At 70.8% G+C, this 22464-nt stretch carries 19 protein-coding genes and 2 pseudogenes; 14 read left to right on the top strand and 7 right to left on the bottom strand.

Going from position 1 to position 22464, the window contains the following annotated elements; all coding sequences use genetic code 11:
• Positions 1-717 (top strand): AraC family transcriptional regulator, encoded by a 717-nt coding sequence (locus PV419_RS17940; RefSeq protein ID WP_319689749.1) that lies wholly within the window; start codon positions 1-3, stop codon positions 715-717.
• Here the strand turns inward: PV419_RS17940 and PV419_RS17945 are convergent.
• The 4 genes and pseudogenes from PV419_RS17945 to PV419_RS17960 form a co-directional block, all read right to left on the bottom strand.
• The gene (locus tag PV419_RS17945; protein WP_319689751.1) at positions 670-1269 is read right to left on the bottom strand and encodes a class I SAM-dependent methyltransferase; all 600 of its coding nucleotides are present in this window, start codon (positions 1267-1269) and stop codon (positions 670-672) included. The two genes, PV419_RS17940 and PV419_RS17945, sit on opposite strands and share 48 nt — an antisense overlap.
• Positions 1270-1459: 190 nt before the next feature.
• Positions 1460-2020, bottom strand: a pseudogene (locus tag PV419_RS17950) (IS5/IS1182 family transposase); the annotation flags it as partial.
• Between the two features lie 77 nt (positions 2021-2097).
• Positions 2098-2505, bottom strand: a complete 408-nt coding sequence (locus PV419_RS17955) for a peptidase inhibitor family I36 protein (RefSeq protein ID WP_319689753.1) — start codon at positions 2503-2505, stop codon at positions 2098-2100.
• Positions 2506-2588: 83 nt separating this feature from the next.
• Positions 2589-3182, bottom strand: coding sequence for a CGNR zinc finger domain-containing protein (locus PV419_RS17960; RefSeq protein ID WP_319689755.1), 594 nt, complete (start codon positions 3180-3182; stop codon positions 2589-2591).
• 86 nt (positions 3183-3268) lie between these two features.
• On the opposite strand from PV419_RS17960, the gene PV419_RS17965 reads away from it, so the two are divergent.
• Positions 3269-3745 (top strand): carboxymuconolactone decarboxylase family protein, encoded by a 477-nt coding sequence (locus tag PV419_RS17965; protein WP_319689757.1) that lies wholly within the window; start codon positions 3269-3271, stop codon positions 3743-3745.
• Positions 3742-4286 (top strand): annotated as a pseudogene (locus PV419_RS17970) (phosphotriesterase); the annotation flags it as partial. The gene PV419_RS17965 and the pseudogene PV419_RS17970, both read left to right, overlap by 4 nt.
• Positions 4287-4341: 55 nt before the next feature.
• Here PV419_RS17970 and PV419_RS17975 read toward each other — a convergent pair.
• From PV419_RS17975 to PV419_RS17985, 3 genes are all read right to left on the bottom strand, one after another.
• Complete coding sequence (locus PV419_RS17975) at positions 4342-5466, bottom strand: acyltransferase family protein (RefSeq protein WP_415925327.1); 1125 nt, start codon at positions 5464-5466, stop codon at positions 4342-4344.
• A gap of 311 nt (positions 5467-5777) precedes the next feature.
• Positions 5778-7205 (bottom strand): alpha-2,8-polysialyltransferase family protein, encoded by a 1428-nt coding sequence (locus tag PV419_RS17980; protein ID WP_319689761.1) that lies wholly within the window; start codon positions 7203-7205, stop codon positions 5778-5780.
• Entirely contained in the window at positions 7205-8179 is a 975-nt protein-coding gene (locus tag PV419_RS17985) for a glycosyltransferase family 2 protein (RefSeq protein WP_319689763.1), read from the bottom strand. Before PV419_RS17985 ends, PV419_RS17980 begins: the two co-directional genes overlap by 1 nt.
• Before the next feature lie 286 nt (positions 8180-8465).
• On the opposite strand from PV419_RS17985, the gene PV419_RS17990 reads away from it, so the two are divergent.
• From PV419_RS17990 to PV419_RS18040, 11 genes are all read left to right on the top strand, one after another.
• Entirely contained in the window at positions 8466-9818 is a 1353-nt protein-coding gene (locus tag PV419_RS17990; protein ID WP_319689765.1) for a DUF6716 putative glycosyltransferase, read from the top strand.
• Positions 9819-10044: 226 nt separating this feature from the next.
• Positions 10045-11280, top strand: a complete 1236-nt coding sequence (locus PV419_RS17995) for an acylneuraminate cytidylyltransferase (protein ID WP_319689767.1) — start codon at positions 10045-10047, stop codon at positions 11278-11280.
• Complete coding sequence (locus PV419_RS18000) at positions 11281-12225, top strand: N-acetylneuraminate synthase family protein (RefSeq protein WP_319689769.1); 945 nt, start codon at positions 11281-11283, stop codon at positions 12223-12225.
• A gap of 202 nt (positions 12226-12427) precedes the next feature.
• Positions 12428-13462 carry a hypothetical protein gene (locus tag PV419_RS18005; protein ID WP_319690043.1) on the top strand — a complete coding sequence of 345 codons (1035 nt, stop codon included), beginning with the start codon at positions 12428-12430 and terminating at the stop codon, positions 13460-13462.
• 247 nt (positions 13463-13709) lie between these two features.
• On the top strand, positions 13710-15002 hold the full coding sequence (locus tag PV419_RS18010; RefSeq protein WP_319690049.1) for an amidohydrolase: 1293 nt from the start codon (positions 13710-13712) through the stop codon (positions 15000-15002).
• Positions 15003-15166: 164 nt separating this feature from the next.
• Entirely contained in the window at positions 15167-16204 is a 1038-nt protein-coding gene (locus PV419_RS18015; RefSeq protein WP_319689771.1) for a BMP family ABC transporter substrate-binding protein, read from the top strand.
• Positions 16205-16484: 280 nt separating this feature from the next.
• Positions 16485-18056 carry an ABC transporter ATP-binding protein gene (locus PV419_RS18020; RefSeq protein ID WP_319690066.1) on the top strand — a complete coding sequence of 524 codons (1572 nt, stop codon included), beginning with the start codon at positions 16485-16487 and terminating at the stop codon, positions 18054-18056.
• Positions 18053-19273 carry an ABC transporter permease gene (locus PV419_RS18025; RefSeq protein ID WP_319689773.1) on the top strand — a complete coding sequence of 407 codons (1221 nt, stop codon included), beginning with the start codon at positions 18053-18055 and terminating at the stop codon, positions 19271-19273. Before PV419_RS18020 ends, PV419_RS18025 begins: the two co-directional genes overlap by 4 nt.
• 82 nt (positions 19274-19355) lie before the next feature.
• Positions 19356-20627 (top strand): ABC transporter permease, encoded by a 1272-nt coding sequence (locus tag PV419_RS18030; protein ID WP_319689775.1) that lies wholly within the window; start codon positions 19356-19358, stop codon positions 20625-20627.
• Entirely contained in the window at positions 20627-21046 is a 420-nt protein-coding gene (locus tag PV419_RS18035; RefSeq protein WP_319689776.1) for a cytidine deaminase, read from the top strand. Before PV419_RS18030 ends, PV419_RS18035 begins: the two co-directional genes overlap by 1 nt.
• A 60-nt stretch (positions 21047-21106) precedes the next feature.
• Positions 21107-22387: a thymidine phosphorylase gene (locus PV419_RS18040; RefSeq protein ID WP_319689777.1), complete on the top strand. Its 1281-nt coding sequence runs from the start codon at positions 21107-21109 to the stop codon at positions 22385-22387.
• Positions 22388-22464 lie beyond the last annotated feature (77 nt).

The raw sequence follows: 22464 nt of genomic DNA on the forward strand, positions 1-22464 counted from the left end.
GTGCCACGCTTCGCTGTCGGCGTCGGCTATGCGCTGTACCGGGGACCGTCGGCGGACGGCTCCTTCCACCGGCACGCCGCCTTCCAGATCGCCATCGCGGCCGGGGCCGCGGCCGGCGGCGAGGTGGGCATGGTGGACTCCGGCGACACCTGCCATCGAGGCGCGGTACTGCTCGTGCCCCCGATGGTGCGGCACCGGATGCTCCCGACGGAGGACCAGCTCACGTTCTTCGTGGACCCACACTGCGCGTTCGCCGACCGGTTACGTCGGCGCTGCGGCCCCGGCATCACGGCCGCGCCCGAGCTGCACGAGCTCGGCGAGGGGGACGTACGCCGGGCCGGCGCGCGCCCGTCGGGCGAGCTCGACCCCCGGCTCCTGGCCGCGATGGACACGCTGGCGGACCGGGACGTCCCCATGCCGGATCTGGCCGCAGGCGTCGGCCTGTCGCCCCAGCGGCTGCGTGCGCTGGCCCGCGACCAGCTCGGCCTGCCGCTCGTGCGCTGGCGGCTGTGGTTGCATCTGCGGCGGGCCGCCGAGGCGCTGCACGAGGGCCGGTCACCGGCCGACGCGGCCGTCGCCGGCGGCTTCGCCGACCAGGCGCACTTCACCCGGCAGATGCGGGAGCTGATCGGCCTCACCCCGGCTGCCGTACTGCCGGTGCTCCGCCCATCAAGCGCGGCGCGCGACGTACACCGAGATCGAGCCGCTGAGCGTTGAGACCACCTCGGCCTCGCGCACGCCGCTGAACCCGGCTTCGGAGATCAACCGGGGCAGGACCCCTTCGGCGTTGGGCCGGGTGTCCTCGGTGCCGTCGGCGAGCTGCACAAGGTGGAACGCCAGGCGCATCGTCCGGGTGCGCTGCAGCCCGTAGTCGGCGATCACCAGCCTTCCGCCAGGCCGCAGCACCGTATGCATCGAGGCGAGGATGGCCCGCTTCGTGTCCATCGGGCACTGGTGCAGCACGAGGCTGGAGACCGCCGTGTCCACCGAGCCGGCGCCGAGAACCCCCGCCAACTCGTCGCCCATGCCGACCCGCCACTCCACGGCGGTACCGGTGGTGGCTGCCGTGTCGGCCTTGTGGCGCGCGATGGCCAGCACGTCAGGGTCCGGATCGACACCGATGATCCGTGCCCGGGGTTCGACGCGGTGCAGCAACACCGCCAGCGAGCCGGTGCCGCAGCCCACGTCGACGATCTCGTCGTCGGGCCGGGGAGCCACGTGCATGGTCAGCAGACCGCGCCACAGGCGCTCGCGCAGCAGGGCGGCCACGGGATCGTAGAGACGCGTGGGAGCGAATCGGCCCAACGCCGGAGTGAAAGCTCGTTCGGTCATGTCGGCAGTCTCGTGCGGCTGTCGCCGCCCGGTCTTGAACAGATCGCTTGTGCCCGGCCTGATCGGCGCTCCTTTGACGACAGGCCCTGAGCTTGTTTTCAACCCTCTTAGAGTGTCCGCCAGTAGGTCATCGGATGCGTGGTGTGCGGGGGCGGGTGTCCCATCGGTAGTGGGTCCAGGCCCGTCGGATCAGGCAGCGCACAGTGATGATCACGGAGGCCGGAGCGAGGAAGAAGTGGACGGTGGCTTTGCGTCTTTCCGTGCAGCGGCGCAGTCTGCTTCTCCAGGCCGGCGTAGGCGTCGAGGGTGGGCGGCAGCAGGGTGTGGTCACGTACGTTCGCCGGCGCCGGCTCGGTGACCAGCGGTATGCCCGCCCCTTCAGTCAACTGTGAGCGTTTCATGCCCTTTTTGCCCGGTCGACCGGGCTCTTGCCGGCGCACTCGCCGCCGGAGGGTGCTTTGGTGATACAGCCGTCGGCGACCAGACGGCCCAGTTCAAGACCGATCATGCGGTCGTAGGCGGACAGAACCAGCAGCCGGAGATGCTCCATCACGCCCAGTGCGATCCACTCGTCCCTCCGGCGGCGCAAGGTCGTGGCCGAGCAGTGCTCGTCCGCGACGCGCTCGTAGCCACAGCCGAAGACCAGCACTTGTACCAGTCGGTCGAAAATTACCGCATCCGGCCAACGCCTATGAGGCCGAAGCCGCCGCGGTGGACGACTCGGCCGGCGGCCTGCGCGCACGGCCCAGGCCGCCGGGCCCGCGGTCAGCCGTCTTCGCCGGGTGGTGTGCCGCAGCTCAGGCCGCCCGGGCCGTCGAACTGCACCGAGCTGAGGAAGTCCCGGTAATCGGGGTAGAAGTTGCCCTTGCCGGTGGGGTCGGCGGAGGTGACGACCGCGCAGCCCGTGTAGTTGGCGTCGGACCAGAGGTAGATGGTGGAGGAGGTCCGGTTCCAGTCCGACTTGGCCCGGTCGTTCATGCCGAGCGCCGCGAGGTCCGGCGTGCTCCCCCTCAGCGTGATCATGTCGCCCGTGCCGTCGAGGCCCGAGAACATGCAGTAATAGCCGTCAGGACACCGGTCGTACCCGTCGGCCGCATGGGCCGTGGAGGCGGGCAGCGCGGTGGCGGCCGCGACGGCTACCGGCACGAGCAGGGCACGTAAGGCGTTCCTCATCTATTTTGTCTCCTTGGCCTGAATTGCGAGTGCGTGAACGATCAGGGCAAGACCCTACGGTCGTGCGCTCGGCCTGCCAAGGATCAAGATCCAGTGCTTGGTGCAGGCAGTTCAGGGGCGGCGGCGCTGCGGCGGGCGCGCAGTGCGCGGACCCTGCCCCGGCTCGCACACGACAGGGACGGGCACCAGCGTCGGCGCCCGGGCGGATCGATGAAGATGCCCCGGCAGTCGTGTTCCGGGCAGCTTTTCAGCGTCAGCCGGTCCGAGCTGCTCAGCTGGCCCACCGCCTGACGGGCGATGCGGGTCAGGGCATCCACGGTCGTCGTTGGCGGTTCGCGTCGCAGCCGGTCGTCCGCTGTCAGCCGGATCGGGTCGTCATGTGCGGAGAGGAAGCCGGCCAGGTCCGCCACGGCGCCTGCGGGTGGCGGCTGCTCATCGACGGTTGCCAAGGCCAGGACGCGCAGGGTCTCCCGCAGCTGCCGCGCCTGCTCCAGGTCGCCCTGGTCCGGCGGCCGAGTGGGGGACAGCTCGCAGTGCTCCAGCCATTCGGCGAGCCGGGCGGGCGTGGCGAGCCGCTCCACTGGCTCCGCGCTGAACGTGCGGCCTTTGGTGGCGAGCAGGTTCAACCAGAGGGCGCCGCAGTCGAAGCGGAAGGCGAACTTGTCTTCCTTGGTCATGGCGAGAGTGTAACGCTTCAGTCGTTACCCCTGCTATCGTCCCGGTAACGTTTGAAGCGTTACGAAGCTCGATGGAGGACACCGCCATGGCAACCAACCCCGCACTGCCGGAGCAACTGACACAGACCCGACTGGATCGCGATGAGGGGTATCGGATGCTGAACCTCCTGCAGGACGAGACCACCCAGCAGGCGACCCTGCCGGGACTGGAGCGGATCGCGCCCGGGTACGCCGACTGGATCATCACCGCCCTGTTCGGCGGCACCTACCTGCGCGAGGGGTTGTCGTTGCGTGACCGGCAGCTGGTCAACCTGGCCGCCCTCACCGCACTCGGCGGCGTGGACCCGCAGCTGAGCGGCCACGTCAGGACCGGGCTGCGGATCGGAATGACCCGGCAGCAGATCGTCGAGGTCTTCGTCCACCTGGCGCCCTATATCGGCGTGCCCAAGGCCCTGGCCGGACTGCGTGTCGCCGCGGACGCACTCGCCGACGCGGAGCAGGAGCAGGAGCAGGAGCAGGAACAGGAGCAGGAGCAGGAGCAGGAACAGGAGAGCACGCGATGAGCCCCGCGATCCGGACTGTGCTCGGGGACATCCCGCCCGACGAGTTGGGCATGTGCGACGCCCACGACCACCTGTTCATCCGCTCGCCCATGCTGCCGGGCCAGGAACTGGACGACGCCGAAGCCGCATGTGCCGAACTCAACGCCTTCGCCGCGCTCGGCGGAGGCGCGGTCGTGCAGTGGACCCCCTGGGGGATGGGGCCGCGAGCCGAAGAACTTCCCGACCTGTCGCGGCGGTCCGGCGTCCACGTCATCTCCGCCACCGGATTGCACCAGGCGAGGCACTATGACCACGACGAGCTGGAAGCTGTTCGCGACGGGCTGGCCGAGCTGTTCGTCCACGAGGTGACCAGCGCCCCCGTCAAGGCCGGACTGATCAAAGTCGCCGGGTCCTATCACCGCCTGGACGACCACGCCCGGCACGTCATGGCCGCCGCCGCCGAGGCACACCACACCACACCACCGGCGCGCCCATCGGCGTCCACCTGGAGGCCGGCACCGCGGCCCTGGGCGTGCTCGAGCTGCTGTGCGGATCACACGGGGCAGCCATGACCCGCAAGCGGCGGCCGGCCCTTGGGGGCCGGCGCTCATGAGGAGTCAGCGCACCCGGACCGCCGTCAGCGACCGTTTGATGACGGGCGCCAGCTGTTGCTCCACGAAGCGGTAGAGAAGCCAGGCGAGGGCCAGCATCAGCAGGATCGTCAGGGCGAAGGTGCCGTACGAGGGGATGCCCAGCTTCTGGTGGAGCAGTTCGACGACCACCCAGCCCAGGTGTTCATGGACCAGGTAGAAGGGGTAGGTGAGCGCGCCCGCGACGGTCAGCCAGCGCCAGTTGGCCCACTGCAACTTCCCCAGGGCGATCAGGGCGACCGCGAGATAGCCGAAGGCCACGACGGCCACGATGCCGGACGCCGGACGGTACGAGAAGAAGGCAGGATTCGGCTCGTGCCACAGCCGGGCCACCGCGTAGTGCTGGCCGATGAGGAAGCTGATGCCGACGATGCCCCAGGCCAGGGCGTCGTGGCCATAGCGGTGGATCAGGTAGAGGCCGATGCCGCCGATGAAGTACGGCGCGTACTCCGGCATCAGGACGAGGTCGAGGAGCGGCTGGTTCGCGGCTTCCGCGAGGGCCGCGCCCAGGGTCCATACGGCGCAGAAGAGCACGACGCGTTGGCGGTTCGCGCCGGGGAGGACGACGAAGAGGGCGAAGAGGGCGTAGAAGCGCAGCTCGGCCCAGAGCGTCCAGCACACGCCCAGCACCCGGTCCGCGCCGAGGGGCTGCTGGAGCATCGTGAAGTTGACCAGCGTGTCGCTGGGCGAGACCGACTTGTACGCGACCCAGGGCAGCGCGAAGACGACGGTGATGATGAGGATCGCGGCCCAGTAGGCGGGGTAGAGCCGGGAGACGCGGGAGGCGAAGAAGGAGCGCAGCGGGCGGCCCCAGCCGCTCATGCAGATCACGAAGCCGCTGATGACGAAGAAGATCTGGACGCCGAGGCAGCCGTACGCGAAGTAGCTGGAGGCGGTGGGGAACTGCTCGCGGGGCGAGGTGCCCCAGGCCTGGCTGATCTCGCCGTTCCGGCCGCCGTAGTGGTACGCGGCGACCATGAGGGCGGCGAGCAGCCGCAGACCGTCCAGTGCGCGCAGCCGTACGGGCGCGCCGCGGGCGGGGCGGGAGCCCTCGGCGGCGGGCGCGGGGGTCTGGGGGAGTGCGGGGGGCAGGGGGAGCGCGGCGGTGGGGGATATCGGGCCGGTGTCGCCCGGGTCGGCGGGCCGGGTGCCGCCGGGGCTGCTGCCCTGGCCGGTGGACGGGGTGGCGGGTGCGCCCGCGGTCGTGGTCACGCCGGCACCCCGTTTCGCGTGGCCCCGTTCCGGGGTGTGGCGTCGTTTCGGGTGGCCCCGTACGCCGCCCCCCCGTCACACACCCTGCGTATGCGGCTCGTTCTGCCGAGCTCTCTGCCCGCGGTCGTCATGCCGTTCCTTCGCACTCGTCGCCTGTCTGTCCCGTACGGCGGCAGCACCCGCCCCCCGTCTCACCCGGTGGCCGCTCGCTTCAGCGCCGACCGCTTGAGCGCGCGCGCACGTCGCGCGACCCGGCGTACGGTCTCGTTGCGCGGGATGAAACCGAGCTGGGAGGGGACCGCGCCGGGCAGGGCGAGTGCCGTCAGGCGGCGGCGCTTGAAGTAGCGCCAGGTGTGGGAGTCCAGATGGGCGTTCAGATAGCGCTCGGCGGCGGGGCGGAGCGACGGGTAGATCTTGGCCTGCATGGCGAAGCCGACGGCGGCGACCAGCCCGGTCAGCTGCCGGCCGGTGCGCTCGTCCGTGGGCGGGGTCCACGCGGCGACGGCCTTGTGGTCCTCGAGGTCGGGCAGCAGCGCGTCGACGATGGTGACGGGCACCCGGTTGCTGTTCTGGTAGGGGGTCAGCCGCTCCAGCAGCACATCGGTGCCGATACGGGCGACCGGCAGTCCGTAGAAGACGCTCGCGGTGAGCAGCGCGGTGGAGAAGCAGCCGATGACCAGGGCCGGGGCCATCCGCTGGTACAGCACCTCGGCGAGGACGGGCGTGTCCATGACGGTCAGCTCGGCGCCCAGCTCCGCGGCCTTCTTCTCCAGCATCCGCGACCAGCGGGCCGGCGCGGTGGGGTGCGGCTTGAACACGACGCTGCGGTGGCCGAGGGCCACGGCGCCGCGCAACATCCGTACGTGCAGCTCTTCCTCCTCCTGTGGCGTGAGGATGTCGAGCGCGGAGAGGTACTGACCGAGCATCAAGGCCGGGCCCACGCCCGTGGCGATCCGCTCGCTCGCGGAGGTGACGCTGCGCGGGGCGGCGTCGGTGATCTCGGCGAGCACCTTGGTGAAGACGTCGGTCGGGATGACCTCCGGCTTGACGCCGAACTCGGTGAGCAGCAGCGGCCGCAGCCCCGGGACGAGGTCGAGGTGGAGGAGGCGGCGGATGCGGGTGCCGATCAGCGGGTCGAGCTTGTTGCGGGTGGGGCCGTAGCTCATCAGCCCGTCGGCGTAGACGTCGATGGGCGCGCCCTGGAAGACATGGGCGATCGCCATGGCCGGGTTGACCTGGATGGACTCCAGGACGATCTCGATGTCGTCGTCGTCGAGGTTCCACAGCAGGCGCAGATGGCGCTCCCACAGGGGGGCGTCGTCGGCGCGCGGGGACCAGCCGCCCGGGTGGAAGGGGCTGATCGTCTCGTTCCAGGACAGCACGCGGTCGAAGCGGCCGCGCAGCCGCTCGAAGCCGGGCATGTCGTCAATGGCGGGCGTGGTTTCGGGCGTCGCGGCGTTGTTGCTGATGAGCAGCAGGCGGCGGTCGGCCGGGCCGACGCGCTCCGAGTCGATGGCGGCGGCGATCGTGGCGGCGCCGTAGAGCGTGGAGGCGAGGAAGATCTGGGTGCGCTTGCGGAGGGCGCGGGGTGTACGGGGGGCGGGGGCGAGGGCGGACATCAGGCCGCCACCTCCGTCACCGGGCGGCGCTTGAGCCGGCGCAGCCGGGCCGCGCGCTCGTAGTCCATCGAGTCCAGCGCTTCTTTGAGTACGTCCTGTGGCATGCGCTTCATCGCGGCCGCGGACATGGAACGCAGTTTCCTGGCCACGGTCGGCTCGAACCTTTCGATGTTGCCGAGATGGTGGGAAATGATCGCGCAATAGGTGCGCACGGCCTTCGGGAGAAGGGCGTCCGCGTCCTGGTCCCGGGCCGTTTCTTCGATTACCTGATCGAATGCGCGAATGAAGTCGAGCTGTCGTACGTCGCCGATCTGGGTCAGCGAGGACGCGACGCCGCGCCGGTAGAAGACGCCGAGCAGGCCGACCACCGCGAATGAGCGTGCCTCGCGGTGCAGTTTCCAGATCCAGGGGCGGTCCTCGGCGGTGCGCAGACCGTGGGTGAAGTGCAGCAGGCCCTGGTCGGCCAGGCGGCGGTGGTAGATGCCCGCCCAGGCGTACGCGTAGTCGACGGAGGTGGAGCGGTCGGCGGGGAGGATGACGTCGCGCGGGTTCATGACGACGTTGCGCAGGCCGTGCGGTACGCGGTGGATCGTGCGCGCCCGGCCGGTGCACTGGACGTGGTCGGTGCGCAGGAAGTCGCAGTCCAACTCCTCGATGGCGGACAGCAGTTGCGCGTAGTAGCCGGGCGCGAGCCAGTCGTCGCCGTCGAGGAAGGTGAGGTACTCGCCGCGGGCCGCGTCAAGGCCGGTGTTACGGGCGGTGGCGAGCCCGCCGTTCTGCTCGTGCCGCACGTAGACGGCCCCCGGAAGGTCGCGCTCGGCGCGCTCCAGGATCTCCGGAGTCCCGTCGGTGGCACAGTCGTCGACGAGAATGAATTCGAAGTCCTCGCGCGCGTTCGCACGCAGACTTCTCAGCGTATCGGGGGCATAGGTCTGCACGTTGTAGAACGGCACGATGACGGAGAGCTTAACCACTCGCGTGACGCTAGGTCGCCGTCTGGCATTCGGCTTGACGAGGGGTGTACGTAAAGGTGAACGAAGAACGTCAGGACGGTTAACCCGCCGCCTTTGTCGGAACATCTACGCGGTTGACCGGGCGCTCCGCCCGGCTTCCCGGCGGCTCCCCGACAGCTTCCGGACGGCTTTTTGATGGGCGCCCGTCGGTTCCCGTCGGCCGATTCGCCAAGCGTCGATGTGCTGTTAACCCTTTGTTGCTCCTGCGTTGGGCCGTGAATCGAAATCGCTTCCTAGCGTCAGCGTCGTGCCCTCACGTACCAATTCCCCGCTACGAGTCGCCGTGCTCGCCGACTCCGACACCCGGTGGAAATGGGGCGCGCTCACCGCGCAGCGCCTCGTACCGGATGACTCGGAGTCAGGCCGCAGCATGGACGGCTTCCTGCTGCGCGGCCGGGCGACGCCCACGGTCCGGCAGCTCGCCGAGGTCGGGGTACGCGCGGACTCGTTGCGCGAGGTGACGGGGGTCGAGTTCGTCTCGGCGGTGGACCGCGAGCGGTACGACGTGATCGTGCTGTCCCTGGTCGGCGGCGCCGTCCAGGCCATGCTGCACGGCCTCGCCCGCGCCTGGGAGGGCGCCGCGCGCCGGCCCGTGGTGGTCACCGGCTATGTGGGCGTCGTCTACGAGAAGCTCGCCGACGGCCTGCTGCTGCGGCACGGCGCGGACGTCGTCCTCGCCAACTCCCGCCATGACGCCGAGCGGTTCCGCGAGGTGTACACGGGCGTCGGCGCCTCGGCGGACAGCGTGGTGGAGTGCGCGCTGCCGTTCCTCGGGGGCGCCCGCTACGACGAGAAGGCGCGGGAGGGGCGCGCGTACCCGGGAGGCACGGTGGTGTTCGCGGTCCAGCCGTCCGTCCCGGACAACCGCGCCGACCGGACGTACCTGCTGCGCCGCGCCGTGGAGCACGCCCGGGCGCACTCCGACCGCGAGGTCCTGGTCAAGCTGCGCAGCAAGCCCGGTGAGCACACCACGCACATCGAGGAGCTGCCGTACCAGAAGCTGCTCGGCAAGCTCGGCGACGACGTGCCGAAGAACTTCCGCCTCGCCTACGGCAACATGGGCGAGGTCCTGGACACCACGGACCTCCTGGTGACGGTCAGCTCCACGGCCGCCCTGGAATCCCTGCACCGCGGCATCCCGACCGCCGTCCTCACCGACCTCGGGGTGCGCGAGGTGCTGGGCAACCATCACTTCCTCGGCTCCGGCTGCCTCGCCTCCTGGGACCAGCTGGACGCGGGCCATCTGCCCGTGCCCGACCCCGACTGGGTGAGCCGCCAGGGCGTCGCGGCCGACGGCGCGTACGAGACGGCCTTCGACGCCGCGCGGCAGCGGGTCGCCGAACTCGCCGCGCGGCAACTGCCGCCGCTCGCCCCCTACTACACGCGGGCCACCGCGCCGGGCTACCTGCCCGCGCGACTCGCCCGGTACGGCTTCGAGCCGGACGGCCGGCCGCGGCCGGGCGCGGCGGCGGGGGAGGCCGCGCAGGTCAGCGGGTTGCGGCGGGTCGTACGCAACACCATGCGCGAGGCGGCGCGCGGCGCCTACCGGCACGGCGTACAGCGCGTGGCGCCCGTGATCCGCCGGATGGGGGAGCTGTGAGCAGGGGGCACCGCCCAGCGGTAGCTGGGGGAGCACGCGCGGCCGCCGGGCCGCACATGTCCCTGATGGCCGCACCTCTGCGCCGCGCGGGCGGAGAAGCGAACGGGTGGTCGCTGTGAGCGCCCGCGAGAACTCCGAAGGCGCAGGAAACCGAGGCGCAGGAAGCCGAGGCGCAGGAAGCCGAGGCGCAGGAAACCAAGGCACCGAAGGCACTGAAGGAGCCGCCATGTCCCCCTCCCACCGGCGTGTGGTCGCCGTGATCCCCGCCCGTGGCGGTTCGAAGGGCGTGCCCGCCAAGAACCTCGCCGCCGTGGGGGGCGTGCCGCTCGTCGCGCGCGCCGTCCGGGAGTGCCTGGCCGGCCGCCTGGTGACGGATGTGATCGTCTCCACCGATGACGCGGGCATCGCCGCCGTGGCCCGCGGCGCGGGCGCGGAGGTCATCCAGCGGCCGACCGCCATCGCGGGCGACACCGCGACCAGTGAGGCCGCCGTGCTCCACGCGCTCGACGCGTACGAGGCGATCCACGGGATCAGCGCGGAGGTCGTGCTGCTGGTGCAGTGCACCAGCCCGTTCATCGTCCGTGAGGACGTGGACGGCGTCGTCGAGGCGGTGCTGGACGGCGGGGCGGACACCGCGCTGACGGTGGCCCCGTTCCACGGCTTCGTCTGGCGGGACGCCGAAGACCGGACCGACGCAGCCACGAGCGAGGACGGGAACGGTGCCACGCCCGAGGGCGGGTACGGCATCAACCACGACAAGTCGTACCGGCCGCGCCGCCAGGACCGGCCGCAGGACCTGCTGGAGACCGGCGCCGCGTACGCGATGCGGGTGGAGGGCTTCCGCGCCGAGCGGCACCGCTTCTTCGGCCGTACCGCCCTGGTCCGCACCGACGCCGCCCGCGTCCTGGAGATCGACGACCCGCACGACCTGGCCCGGGCCCGCGCGCTCGCGCCGCTCCTCGACGCCCCGCGCCCCGGTGCGCTCCCCACCCGCGAGGACATCGACGCGGTGGTACTCGACTTCGACGGCACCCAGACGGACGACAGGGTGCTGATCGACTCCGAAGGACGCGAACTCGTCGCCGTGCACCGCGGCGACGGGCTCGGGATCGCCGCCCTGCGCCGCGCTGAGCTGGCGCTGCTGATCCTGTCCACGGAGCAGAACCCGGTCGTCGCCGCACGCGCCCGAAAGCTGCGGGTCCCCGTGCTGCACGGCATCGACCGGAAAGACCTCGCGCTGAAGCAGTGGTGCGAGGAGCAGGGCATCGCGCCGGAGCGCGTGCTCTATGTCGGCAACGACGTCAACGACCTCCCGTGCTTCGGCCTCGTCGGCTGGCCCGTGGCGGTCGCAGGTGCGCACGACGTCGTGCGCGGCGCCGCACGCGCGGTCACCTCCACGCCCGGAGGGGACGGTGCGATCCGCGAGATCGCCTCGTGGATTCTCGGAAAGGAACTGTCTTAAGTGAGCTCCAACAATCGCCTCCGCACGCTCGGTGACAAGATCGCCGGCCCCGGCCACCCGGTCTACGTCACAGGTGAGATCGGCATCAACCACAACGGCGACCTGGAGAACGCGTTCAAGCTGATCGACGCCGCCGCGGACGCCGGCTGTGACGCGGTCAAGTTCCAGAAGCGCACCCCGGAGATCTGCACCCCGCGCGACCAGTGGGACATCGAGCGGGACACCCCCTGGGGCCGGATGACCTACATCGACTACCGGCACCGCGTCGAGTTCGGCGAGGACGAGTACCGCGCCATCGACGAGCACTGCGAGAAGCGCGGGATCGCCTGGTTCGCCTCCCCGTGGGACACCGAGGCCGTCGCCTTCCTGGAGAAGTTCGACGTCCCGGCCCACAAGGTGGCCTCCGCCTCGCTGACCGACGACGAGCTGCTGCGCGCCCTGCGCGCGACCGGCCGTACGATCATCCTGTCGACGGGCATGTCCACCCCCAAGCAGATCCGCCACGCGGTGGAGGTGCTGGGCAGCGAGAACATCCTGCTCTGCCACGCCACCTCGACGTACCCGGCCAAGGCCGAGGAGCTCAACCTGCGCGTGATCAACACGCTGCAGGCCGAGTACCCGAACGTGCCGATCGGCTACTCCGGCCACGAGACCGGTCTGCAGACCACCCTCGCCGCCGTCGCGCTCGGCGCGACCTTCATCGAGCGCCACATCACCCTGGACCGCGCGATGTGGGGCTCCGACCAGGCCGCCTCGGTCGAGCCGCAGGGCCTGCAGCGCCTGGTCCGCGACATCCGCACCATCGAGGAGTCGCTGGGCGACGGGGTCAAGAAGGTCTACGAGAGCGAGCTCGGGCCGATGAAGAAGCTGCGCCGCGTCGCGGGTGTCGTCGCCGAGGGCGAGGCCACCGTGGAGAGCACCGAGCGCGAGCCGGCCGGGGTCTGACGAGCCGGTCGGATTCTGAGAGGTCTGAGAGGCCAAGGAGCCGTCTGCTGTGAACTCACCGGCCGGTCAGCCCGGCCCACGCCCGGAAGCGGCGGGTCCCCGTGACTCCTCGGGGGCTGCCCGCCGCTTCCGGGCCCTGTCCCGGGACGGCGCCAAGCGTGCCGAGCGTCCCGGTCCCACCGGCGCCGGCTCCGGCGCCACCCTGGCCTTCGTCGAGAGCCCGGTTCAGCTGCTGAACGTCCTGGAGTGGGCGCATGCGGACGGGCTCGCCCCCGAGGGCCTGACCGTGGTGGTGCTGTCGCCGCACGACCCGATGACGCGCGGCCAGCTGCGCCGGATGGCGGAGCTCGCGCGGGACGAGGGTATGACGGTGCGGTGGGAGGAGGCGCGCGGCGGGGCGGGCGCGCCGCTGAAGACGATCGGGGGGCTGCGCGGCCCGCTGCGCCGCGCCCACCGGATCGTCATCGGCGATCCGTTCTCGCGCTATGTGCAGCTGCTGCTCACGCTCACCCGCGCCCAGGACCTGGTCGTCGTCGACGACGGCACGGCCACCATGGAGTTCGTCTCCCAACTGGCCAGCGGTGAGCCCCTGGTGCGCTGGCACCGGCGCGGCACCGGCCGGGGGGCGCGGGAGATGGTGTTCGCGCCGGTGTCGGCGACCGCGCGCCGCCGTCTCACCCCGGGCGGCGACCGACGCGTCGAGGTGTTCAGCTCGATGCCCGTCGAGCCGCCCGCCGGGGTGACCGTCACGGCCAACTCCTTCGCCTGGACCCGGGCCCGCTTCGGCCCGCCCCTGCTCACCCGCGGCACCGACCTGGTGGGCACGTCCCTGGTGGAGACCGGGGTGGTCGACCTGGAGCGCTATCTGGAGGCGGTGGCCTCCCTGGCCCGTACGCACGGGGCGACCCGCTACTTCGCGCACCGCCGCGAGAGCGCGGACAAGCTCCACCGGGTCGCGACCGAGATCGGGCTGGAGATCGTACGGCCGGACCTGCCGCTGGAGCTGATAGCCCGCCGCGGCCCCATCGGCCATACGATCGTGAGCTTCCCGTCGACCGTCGTGCACACGCTTCCGCTTGCGCTCGTGGGTACGGGGGTCAAGGTCGCGGTCTGCGAGGTGGACCCCGCCTGGCTGAGGAGCGACGCCTCGCCGCGCGCCCAGGGGTTCCTGTCGGGGGTCACGGGCACGGCCCGGGACGTGCACCGGCTGCGGTCGGCGCCCGCGGCCGCGCCGTAAGAGGCCGGACCGGGCGCTGCTGACCACATCCTGAGATGGCTGCGGCAACTTCCTGTCAGGGGTTCACCTGTACGCCATGTGGCGCTCGTCACTACCAGGCGGCTGTGGAAGGACCTGTTATACCCCCTGACTAGGGAGATCATGCGAGGGGGGTGGCAGTTTCCTGTCCTCGAACGGGTTGAAGTTTTGTTGATCGACATCCGGTCGCCCCACCAGCCGTTCTACGCTTCATCGGGTGAAGCAATTGATGTCCCCCGAGACCGATTCCGTCACCGCTGAGGCCGAGGCTGTCACCGCCCAGGCCCAGGCCTTCGCGCCCGGGGCCGCACCCGGTCTGAGCGCGATCGCTCTCGCGCTGCCCGGCCGGCTTTCCGAGGAGCTGCGGGCGGAACTGATCGCCTTCCGGCGGGACATCCACATGCACCCGGAGCTTGGCAACCGCGAGGTCCGCACCACCGCCGCCATCAAGGCGCGGCTGGAGCAGGCGGGCCTTACGCCGCGCGTGCTGCCCACCGGCACCGGCCTCATCTGCGACATCGGCACGGGTGACGGCGGCACGGGCGGCGCCGCGACGCTGCCCATGCTGGCGCTGCGCGCCGACATCGACGCGCTGCCCATCCCGGACACCAAGACCGTGCCCTACCGCTCGACCGTGCCCGACCGCGCCCACGCCTGTGGCCACGATGTGCACACCACCGTCGTCCTCGGCGCCGGTCTGGTGCTGGCGGAGCTGGCCCGCGAGGGCCGGCTGCCGCGCCCCGTACGGCTGCTGTTCCAGCCCGCGGAGGAGGTGCTGCCGGGCGGCGCGCCCGACGCGGTCGAGGCGGGCGTACTGGAGGGGGTCGGCCGGATCCTGGCGCTGCACTGCGACCCCAAGGTCGACGTGGGCCGCATCGGGCTGCGCACCGGCGCGATCACCTCCGCCTGCGACCGCCTGGAGGTCTCCCTCGACGGCGCGGGCGGCCACACCGCGCGCCCCCACCTCACCACCGACCTGGTGACGGCGGCCGCGAAGGTGATCACGGAGGTGCCCGCGGTGCTGTCCCGCCGGGTCGACACGCGCTCGGGCCTGGCCGTCACCTGGGGCCGGGTGGAGTCGGGCCACGCCTGCAACGTGATCCCGCAGCACGCCGAGCTGTCGGGCACGGTCCGCTGTCTGGATCTGCCCGCCTGGCGGGAGGCGCCCGACCTGGTGCACGCCGCGGTCGACGAGATCGCGACCCTGCACGGCGCCAAGTCGGAGATCAACTATGTCCGCGGGGTGCCGCCCGTGGTGAACGAGGGCAGCTCGGTCGAGCTGCTGCGCCGCGCGATGGAAACCCGCCGTGGATCGTATGCGGTGGAGGGCACGGAGCAGAGCCTCGGCGGCGAGGACTTCTCCTGGTACCTGGAGCGCGTGCCCGGCGCGATGGCGCGGCTGGGGGTCCGCAGGATCGGTGACACGGCCCGGCGTGATCTGCATTGTGGTGATTTCGATGTGGATGAAGGGGCTATCGAGGTTGGCGTGGAGCTGTTCACCGCCGCGGCTCTGCTCGGCTGAGCCAGGACTTCGCTTGTTTGACATGTCCCGGGGGATCCCGGGACAAGTCAGATTCGCGACGATCCGATAACGGCTTCCGGACGCCCCTTTATCTGCCATCTACGCGCGTTACGATGCGGCGAAACCAGCGCCGAAGGAGGCGCTCAAGCCGAAGGGGAACCCTCGTGCGCCGGGTATCCAGCATCGCCGTCGCGGGCATAGGCATCGCGGCCCTCGCGTTCACCACCACGGCCTGTGGTGGCAGCTCATCCGACTCCAAGAAGGACAAGGGCGTCGCGATCGCCTATGACGTGGGCGGCCGTGGCGACCAGTCCTTCAACGACGCCGCGTACGCGGGCTACGCCAAGGCCAAGAAGGAACTGGGGGTCAAGGGCGACGCCGTCGAGCCGTCCGAGGGTGAGTCCCAGGCCGACCAGGTGCAGCGCCTGTCCGACCTGGCCCGCGCGGGGCACAACCCGGTCATCGCCGTCGGGTTCGTCTACGCTCCGGCGGTGAAGAAGGTGGCCAAGGACTTCCCGAAGACCACCTTCGGCCTCGTCGACGACGACACCGTGCACGCCAAGAACGTGGTCAACATGGTGTTCAACGAGGAGCAGGCCTCCTACCTGGCGGGCGTGGCGGCTGCCCTGACCACCAAGTCCAAGACGGTGGGCTTCGTCGGCGGTGTGGAGAACCCGCTGATCAAGAAGTTCGAGGCGGGTTACGTCCAGGGCGTCCACGACACCAACAAGTCGGTCAAGGTAAAGGTCCAGTACCTGACCCAGCCGCCGGACTACAGCGGCTTCAAGAAGCCCGACCTCGGCAAGAGCACCGCCAACGGCCAGCTGGACGCGGGCGCCGACGTCATCTACCAGGTCGCGGGCAAGGCGGGCACCGGCGTGATCGAGACCACGGCCGCGCGCGGCAAGTGGGTCATCGGCGTCGACATGGACCAGTACAAGCAGGCGGGCCTGGCCAAGGTCAAGGACCACATCCTGGCCTCGGCGACCAAGGGCATCCCCGACGCCGTCTACAACCTGGTCAAGTCCGTCAAGGACGGCAAGCCGCAGTCCGGCACGGTGCGCTACGGCCTCAAGACGGGCGGCGTCGGCCTGGCCGACTCCAACCCCGCGTACAAGAAGATGACCAAGGTCGTCGAGGCGGTCGAGGCCGCGAAGAAGAAGATCATCAGCGGCGAGATCAAGGTCAAGACGACGCCGTAAGGTGGCATTCGGTCTGCTGAGCAACTGCTGAGCATCCGCTGACCAGATGAGCGGGGCCTGGGGAGGGAGCTACGACCTGGGGGCAAGAGGGATCGGGAGAAGGAGCGTCGTCCGGTGCGGTCGATCCGACGCCGATCCCTCTTGCTCCCCAGGTCGTCAGGGCACACCACCTCAGGTCCCGCTCGCTGTGCGGCCCACCGCCGCCCCTTGACTCCCCCAGCCACCGCTGGGAGGTCCCCCCCCGCCACCGCCGAGACTCCTTCTTCGAGGAGAGTGCGCCATCAACGCGTCCAGCAGTCCACCCGCAGTAGAACTCAGCGGGATCACCAAACGTTTCCCCGGTGTCGTCGCCAACCACGACATCCACATCGCCGTCCGCAAGAGCACCGTGCACGCGATCGTCGGTGAGAACGGCGCGGGCAAGTCCACCCTGATGAAGACCCTCTACGGCATGCACAAGCCGGACGAGGGGACGATCACGGTCGATGGCGAAGAGGTCTCCTTCCACAGTCCCGCCGACGCCATCGCCCACGGCCTGGGAATGGTGCACCAGCACTTCATGCTGGCCGACAACCTCACCGTCCTGGAGAACGTCGTACTCGGCGCCGAGAAGCTGTACGGCATCGGGGCCAAGGCCCGCGCGAAGATCAAGGAGATCTCGGACGCGTACGCCCTCGGGGTGCGCCCCGACGTCCTCGTCGAGGACCTGGGCGTCGCCGACCGTCAGCGCGTGGAGATCCTCAAGGTGCTCTACCGGGGCGCGCGGACGCTGATCCTCGACGAGCCGACCGCCGTGCTGGTCCCGCAGGAGGTCGACGCGCTCTTCGACAACCTCCGCGAGCTCAAGGCGGAGGGCCTCACCGTCATCTTCATCTCGCACAAGCTCGGCGAGGTGCTGTCCGTCGCGGATGACATCACCGTCATCCGGCGCGGCACCACGGTCGGCTCCGTCGTCCCCTCCGAGGTCACCGTCCGGCAGCTGGCCGAGCTGATGGTCGGCAGCGAACTGCCCTCGCCGGAGACCCGCGAGTCCACCGTGACCGATGTGCCGATGCTGCAGGTCGAGGGGGTGACGCTGACCACTGAGGACGCCGAGCACGGCGCCCGCACCGTGCTGGACGACATCACCTTCACCATCCGCAAGGGCGAGGTGCTGGGCCTGGCCGGGGTCGAGGGCAACGGCCAGACCGAGCTGATCGACGCCCTGGTCGGCACCCGCAAGCCCGACAGCGGCACCATCCTCCTCGGCGACGAGGACGTCACCGGCTGGCCCACCCGGCGGCGCCGCGAGGGCGGCGTCGGCTACATCCCCGAGGACCGGCACCGCCACGGCCTGCTGCTCGAAGCGCCGCTGTGGGAGAACCGCATCCTCGGGCACGTCACCGAGCGGCCCAACACCAAGGGCAAGGGCTTCTGGCTCGATCTGAAGGGCGCCCGGGCGGACACCGAGCGGATCGTGACCGAGTACGACGTACGCACCCCCGGCGTCGAGGTCACCGCGGCCTCGCTGTCCGGCGGCAACCAGCAGAAGCTCATCGTGGGGCGGGAGATGAGCCACCATCCGCGGCTGCTCATCGCCGCGCATCCCACCCGCGGCGTGGACGTCGGCGCGCAGGCGCAGATCTGGGACCAGATCCGCGAGGCGCGCCGGGAGGGCCTGGCCGTCCTGCTGATCTCCGCCGACCTGGACGAGCTGATCGGCCTGTCCGACACCCTGCGGGTCATCTACCGCGGCCGGCTGGTCGCGGACGCGGACCCGTCGACCATCACCCCCGAGGAGTTGGGCTCGGCCATGACCGGTGCGGCCACGGGCCATCTGGAGCACCCCGCCGAGGAGGGGGCGGCGCGATGAAGAAGACCGACGAGGCGAAGCCGATGAGCGGCGACGCGAAGACCGGCGGCGGCCCCGCCAAGTCCGGCGGGTCCGTCAAGTCCGGCGGGTCCGCGGGCAAGAAGTTCAGCCGCGACCGGCTGCTGCTGGCCGTGGCCGGCCCGGTGCTGGCCCTGGTCGTGGCGGTGCTGCTGACCTCCGTGGTGCTGCTCGCCTCGGGCAAGAGCCCGTTCGAGCCGTACCAGCTGATGCTCGAATACGCGGGCAACGCCGACATCCAGGTGCTCATCATCAACCAGGCGGGCTCCTATTACCTGGCGGCGCTCGCGGTGGCCGTCGGCTTCCGGATGAACCTGTTCAACATCGGCGTGGACGGCCAGTACCGGCTCGCGGCGATGGCCGCCGCCCTGGTCGGCGCCAATGTCGGGCTCCCAGGACCGCTGCACATCGCGCTGATCGTGATCGTCGCCATGCTGGTGGGCGCCTTCTGGGCGGGCATCGCGGGCATCCTCAAGACCACCCGCGGCGTGAGCGAGGTCGTCTCCACGATCATGCTCAACGCGATCGCCACCAGCCTGATCGCGTATCTCATCCTGCCCGCGCAGTTCGGTGTGCAGCCCAAGGGCAGCAACAACCTCACCACCGGCGACCTGCCCTCCTCCGCCTGGTTCCCGGGCCTCCACGTCAGCGATATGGCCGGTGACATCTACGGCTTCGTGTTCGTGGCGATCGGCTGCGGCGTGGCGTACTGGCTGGTGCTGGGCCGCACCCGCTTCGGCTTCGACCTGCGCGCCACCGGCGCCAGCGAGAGCGCGGCGGCCGCCAGCGGCGTCGACGCCAAGCGCATGGTGCTCACCAGCATGCTGATCTCCGGCGCCGTGGCGGGCCTGGCGGGCATGCCGATGCTGCTCGGCGACGCGCACACCTACAGCCTGGACTTCCAGACCGGCATCGGCTTCACGGGCATCACCATCGCCCTCCTCGGCCGCAACAACGCGGTCGGCATCGCCTTCGGCGCGCTGCTGGTCGCGTTCCTGGACAAGACGGCCTCGACGCTGGACTACAACGGCTACGAGAAGGAGATCGCCACGATCATGCAGGGCCTGATCGTGATCTCCGTGGTCGTCGCGTATGAAACCGTTCGCCGGTACGGCCTCCGCCGCCAGCAGCGGAAGGTCGGCGAAGAGCTCGCCGCCGCGGCCCGCACGACGACGACCCGTGAGGAGGTCGCAGTATGAGCCGCGCAGTGACGGAGGAACGAGCAGTGACGAGGGAAGCTCGTGCGTTGGAGCGCGCCGGGACTGAGCGGGAGGGAGGGGCGTGAGCACCACGACTACCACCAAGACGGACAAGCCGCAGCCGCAGCCGCGGAAGCCGGTGCGCCAGAAGCTGTCCCTGCCCGTCGTCCTGCTGATCGTCGCGGGCGCCGTGGTGCTGGTCTCGGTGGTCCGGCTGATCACCGGCGCCGACGACATCACCTCGGTGGGCCAGGTCTCGGGCGCGCTGGAGCTCGCCATCCCCATCGGGCTGGCCGGGCTCGGCGGCCTGTGGGCCGAGCGGGCCGGCGTGGTCAACATCGGCCTCGAGGGCATGATGATCCTCGGCACCTGGTTCGGCGCCTGGGCCGGATACCAGTGGGGGCCGTGGACCGGGGTGCTGCTCGGCATCGCCGGCGGCGCGCTCGGCGGGCTGCTGCACGCCGTCATCACCGTGACGTTCGGCGTCAACCACATCGTCTCCGGTGTGGCGATCAACATCCTCGCCGTCGGCGTCACCCGCTATCTGTCCAACTTCACGTTCCTGGAGGCCGAGGGCTCCAAGAGCGCCCGGCAGTCCCCGACCATCGACCCGATCACCGACATCACCGTGCCGGGGCTGTCGGACGCGATGAAGACCCTCAACGGCAAACACTGGTTCCTCGTCTCCGACCTCGCGGGTTTCGTCGGCGGCGTGGTGACGGAGCTGTCGCTGCTCACCGTCGTGGCGCTGCTGCTGGTGCCGGCCACCTGGTGGGTGCTGTGGCGCACCTCGTTCGGGCTGCGGCTGCGGTCCTGTGGTGAGAACCCGGTGGCGGCGGAGTCGCTGGGCGTCAACGTCTACCGGTACAAGTACCTGGCCGTGATCATCTCCGGCGGGTTCGCCGGGCTCGGCGGCGTCTTCCTGGCCGAGGTGGCCTCCAACATCTACCAGGAGGGCCAGACCGGAAACCGTGGCTACATCGGCCTGGCCGCGATGATCTTCGGTAACTGGATGCCGGGCGGTCTTGCCATGGGCGCGGGCCTGTTCGGCTACACCGACAGCCTCAACCTGCGCTCCGGCGGTACGAACGTGCACGCGCTGCTGCTGTTCATGGTGTTCGTGCTCGCGCTGGTCGCGCTGTGGCAGCTGTACCGGAAGAAGTACGTGGCCGCGGTCATCGGCGCGGCGGTCTCGGCGCTGCTGCTGGTCTGGTATTCGCTGACGGATGAGGTGCCGAGCCAGTTCGTGACCGCGGCACCGTACATCGCCACGCTGCTGGTGCTGGCGCTGTCCGCACAGCGGCTGCGCGCGCCCAAGGCGGCGGGGCAGCCGTACTACAAGGGAGGCGGATGATGACCAAGGGCGCGACCCCGACGGCGAGTGAGCCGGTCGACTGGGAAGCGCTGCGCGCGCAGGCCCGGGGCGTGATGTCCCGGGCCTACGCCCCGTACTCCCGCTACCCCGTGGGCGCCGCCGCGCTGGTCGACGACGGCCGCACGGTGACCGGCTGCAATGTGGAGAACGCGGCGTACGGCGTCGCTCTGTGCGCCGAATGCGGCCTGGTCTCCGCCCTGTTCGCCTCCGGTGGCGGCCGTCTGACCGCGTTCACCTGCTGCGACCGCCACGGCGCGGTGCTGATGCCCTGCGGCCGCTGCCGTCAGCTGCTGTGGGAGCACGGCGGCCCGGAGCTCCAGGTGGACACCGCCTCGGGCATCCGCCCGCTCGCCGAACTCCTCCCGGACGCGTTCGGGCGCAACGACCTGGAACGCTGAGCCGCTACGAGCGTTGCGGCGCTCGATCGCTCGAATCCCCTGAAAGGCCCGCACTCCATCATGGACGCCATCTCCGTCATCCGCGCCAAACGCGACGGCGGCCGTCTCACCGACGCCCAGATCGACTGGATCATCGACGCCTACACGCGCGGTGAGGTCGCCCACGAGCAGATGTCCGCGCTCGCGATGGCGATCTTCCTGGGCGGCATGGACCGTGCGGAGATCGCCCGTTGGACCGCCGCGATGATCGCGTCCGGCGAGCGCATGGACTTCTCCTCCCTTCCGCGCCCGACCGCCGACAAGCACTCGACCGGCGGCGTCGGCGACAAGATCACGCTGCCGCTGGCCCCGCTGGTGGCCGCCTGCGGCGCGGCCGTGCCGCAGCTGTCCGGGCGTGGCCTCGGCCACACCGGCGGCACGCTCGACAAGCTGGAGTCCATTCCGGGCTGGCGGGCGCGGCTCTCCAATGAGGAGATGCTGCGGGTGCTCGAAGACGTCGGCTCGGTCATCTGCGCGGCGGGCGAGGGGCTGGCGCCCGCGGACCGGAAGCTGTACGCGCTGCGCGATGTGACCGGGACCGTGGAGTCGATCCCGCTCATCGCGAGCAGCATCATGTCGAAGAAGATCGCCGAGGGCACGGGCTCGCTGGTGCTGGACGTGAAGGTCGGTTCCGGCGCCTTCATGAAGGACCTGGCCTCGGCGCGGGAGCTGGCCGCCACGATGGTGGGCCTGGGCACCGACCACGGGGTCCGTACGGTCGCCCTGCTCACCGGCATGGCCACCCCGCTCGGCCGCACCGCGGGCAACGCCCTGGAGGTCCGCGAGTCCGTGGAGGTCCTGGCGGGCGGCGGCCCGGCCGACGTCGTGGAGCTCACCCTCGCCCTCGCCCGCGAGATGCTGGACGCGGCGGGCCTGCCGGACGCCGACCCGGCCAAGGCCCTCGCGGACGGCTCCGCGATGGACCACTGGCGCCGCATGATCGCCGCCCAGGGCGGCGACCCGGACGCGCCGCTGCCCGTCGCCCGCGAACAGCACGTCGTGACGGCCGAGTCGACCGGGGTGCTGACCGGCCTGGACGCGTACGCGGTCGGCGTCGCCGCCTGGCGGCTGGGCGCGGGCCGCGCCCGCAAGGAGGACCCGGTGCAGGCGGGGGCGGGCGTGGAGATCCACGCCAAGCCGGGGGACGCGGTACGGGCGGGCGAGCCGCTGCTGACGCTGCACACGGATACGCCGGAGAAGTTCGACTACGCGCTGGAGGCGCTGGCGGGGGCGGTGGGGTACGCCCCGCCGGGGACGGAGTTCACGGCCGAGCCGATCGTTTGGGACCGCATCGCGCCGTAACGGGAAAGCGGGAGAGACAGAGGGGCGAAGGGGCCGCTCCGCCGGGACAGTGGCGGAGCGGCCCCTTCGGGCTCTGT

It is taken from the genome of Streptomyces sp. ME19-01-6, from assembly GCF_033793745.1.
Taxonomy (GTDB): Bacteria; Actinomycetota; Actinomycetes; order Streptomycetales; family Streptomycetaceae; genus Streptomyces.